Origin of the sequence: Nostoc sp. CHAB 5715 (assembly GCF_020829685.1) — a bacterium.
GTDB lineage: Bacteria > Cyanobacteriota > Cyanobacteriia > Cyanobacteriales > Nostocaceae > Nostoc.
The window spans coordinates 1-2169 of the sequence record NZ_JAIVFR010001143.1; the positions used below are offsets into that span (position 1 = coordinate 1).

Sequence of the window (2169 nt, forward strand, 5' to 3'; positions counted from 1 at the left end):
AACATTAGAGTTACAGTTCCATATAGGGCCGGGCGTGGTAACCTAGTTCATTCAGGCTAGCGTAAACCGAAAGAGAAGTCCGGGGGTCAGCTTCCGACCATTGGAACTCCGAGAGAAGCTTATCGCCAGATATCGCTTCCCGTAAAATCTCACCTGTAGAAATCATCGGAATATCAAAGTATCTGCAAAGCCTTTGTGCTTGAGTGCTTTTACCCGATCCTGAACCTCCCAGAATCACCAATCTCACAACAATTTACTCCTCATCCTGTCAAATTCACTACTTGCTAAGTCTGTTTTGCCCAAACAACCGATAAATCTATCATTTAGCGATTTTCAGACGTTTTGCCTAGCTTTTTTAAATAATTGGAACTGTAACTCTAATGTTTTCATTTTTACAACTCCTTTCCGAGAAAAGACAAAAATGTAAATCAACAGAACTCTTGACTTCAGCACAAACCTAGTGTTTGACTAAGAATGCAATTTGCCAAATTCACCACAACTGTGAAAAACAGATAAATTATACAGGCAGATTTGTAATAAGTACCGCCAGCCCAAACCTCTAATTTATCCTACTACTCGGGGTTTAAAACCCCATCCCCAATCGCATTAGCTTGTAATGCGATTGGGGTTTAAATCCCCATCACAAAACCATACTTCCGACTTCCGACTTCCGACTTCCGACTTCCGACTTATTTAATGTAATTTTTTAAACTTTACCCTATGGTTGCCCAACTAGAAACTCCAAGTATAAATTCACCCCTTACTTTACCATATCCAGTGGAAGGACTAGTGCAAGTTTTCACTAGCTCTCATCGCAACTTTTTTACGAGCGTTATGGCTCAAGCACTGAGAATAGCTGGGCAAGGAACGCCAGTATTAATAGTGCAGTTTCTCAAAGGAGGTATTCGTCAAGGGCAGGAGCGACCTATACAACTAGGACAAAATTTAGATTGGATTCGCTGTGATTTGCCTCGTTGTATTGATACACCACATTTAGACGATACTGAAAATCAAGCCTTACAAAAGCTGTGGCAGTATACACAGCAGGTAGTGTGTGAGAGTAAGTATTCTCTCGTTGTCTTAGATGAGTTAAGTTTAGCGATTAACTTTGGTTTAATTTCTGAAAGGGAAGTTTTAGCGTTTCTGGCAAAACGCCCTCCCCACGTTGATATCATTCTCACAGGGCCAGAAATGCCGAAATCTCTCTTAGATGTGGCAGATCAAATTACAGAAATCCGTCGCAGTTATCGACCTTAAACAAAATGCTCAATTCAGGATATCCTAGTAATTCGGTTTGAATTAGCTGTGAAGTTGTGATTAAAAACGATATCTGGATTACTGAAATGGCTCAAAAGGGTTTGATTTCGCCCTTTGAGCCAAGTTTAATCCGAAAAGTACAAAAAGAGGAGTCTGTAGCGGTTCAACCTGTAATTAGCTACGGTTTGTCTTCTTATGGCTATGATATACGCCTTTCTCCGGCTGAGTTCCGCATTTTTCGCCACATTCCCGGAACTGTAGTTGACCCCAAAAACTTTAATCCCCAGAATCTGGAGCCAACAGCACTGCACACAGATGCTAATGGCAGTTACTTTATTTTACCTGCTCATTCCTATGGACTTGGGGTTGCTCTAGAAAAACTGGAAGTTCCTAAGAATATTACAGTAATTTGTATAGGTAAAAGTACTTATGCACGTTGTGGAATCATAGCAAATTTAACACCCGCTGAGGCTGCATGGCGGGGTCATCTTACCTTAGAGTTTTCCAATTCTTCCAGTGCGGACTGTCGCATCTACGCGAACGAAGGCGTAGTGCAATTGTTATTTTTAGAAGGTGAACCATGCGCTATTAGTTATGAAGCCCGTCAAGGTAAATATCAGGATCAACTAGAGATTGTTACATTGGCAAAGATATAACTGAATATTCCTAAATCACTCAATTTAAGTTCCTGTTGATCTGTGCGATCGCTCTAAATCATACCCAAAAATCGGAGTGCGATCGCTTGCTTTATCCTACTGCAAATTCTGTCAGCTTTCGCATATAAGGAGGCTGATAAGCCAGCACGATATCTAGCTTTGGAATCCCATACTCCACTGATAAAGCTGGGTTAATTATCGCCGCCAATGAAAGTGCCAAACGTTTGCTAGGACTGGAGCCAGAAGATCGGTTAGA

Annotated in this window: 3 protein-coding genes and 1 pseudogene; 2 read left to right on the forward strand and 2 right to left on the reverse strand. The window is 41.3% G+C overall.

What is annotated here, in order from left to right; genetic code table 11:
* Positions 1–118: 118 nt before the first annotated feature.
* A pseudogene (locus tag LC574_RS39565) lies at positions 119–247 on the reverse strand (nucleoside monophosphate kinase); the annotation flags it as partial.
* Between the two features lie 473 nt (positions 248–720).
* Here LC574_RS39565 and LC574_RS36960 point away from each other — a divergent pair.
* Both LC574_RS36960 and dcd read left to right on the forward strand, forming a co-directional pair.
* Positions 721–1257, forward strand: a complete 537-nt coding sequence (locus LC574_RS36960) for a P-loop NTPase family protein (RefSeq protein ID WP_229458594.1) — start codon at positions 721–723, stop codon at positions 1255–1257.
* Between the two features lie 86 nt (positions 1258–1343).
* Positions 1344–1913 carry a dCTP deaminase gene (gene dcd, locus LC574_RS36965; protein ID WP_229458595.1) on the forward strand — a complete coding sequence of 190 codons (570 nt, stop codon included), beginning with the start codon at positions 1344–1346 and terminating at the stop codon, positions 1911–1913.
* 91 nt (positions 1914–2004) lie between these two features.
* Here the strand turns inward: dcd and LC574_RS39570 are convergent, their stop codons facing one another.
* Positions 2005–2091, reverse strand: a complete 87-nt coding sequence (locus LC574_RS39570; protein ID WP_368736786.1) for an element excision factor XisI family protein — start codon at positions 2089–2091, stop codon at positions 2005–2007.
* Positions 2092–2169: the final 78 nt, after the last annotated feature.

Coding starts and splice junctions, on each gene's coding strand:
- LC574_RS36960 (WP_229458594.1), top strand. CDS start 721: ATGGTTGCCCAACTAGAAACTCCAAGTATAAATTCACCCCTTACTTTA.
- dcd (WP_229458595.1), top strand. CDS start 1,344: ATGGCTCAAAAGGGTTTGATTTCGCCCTTTGAGCCAAGTTTAATCCGA.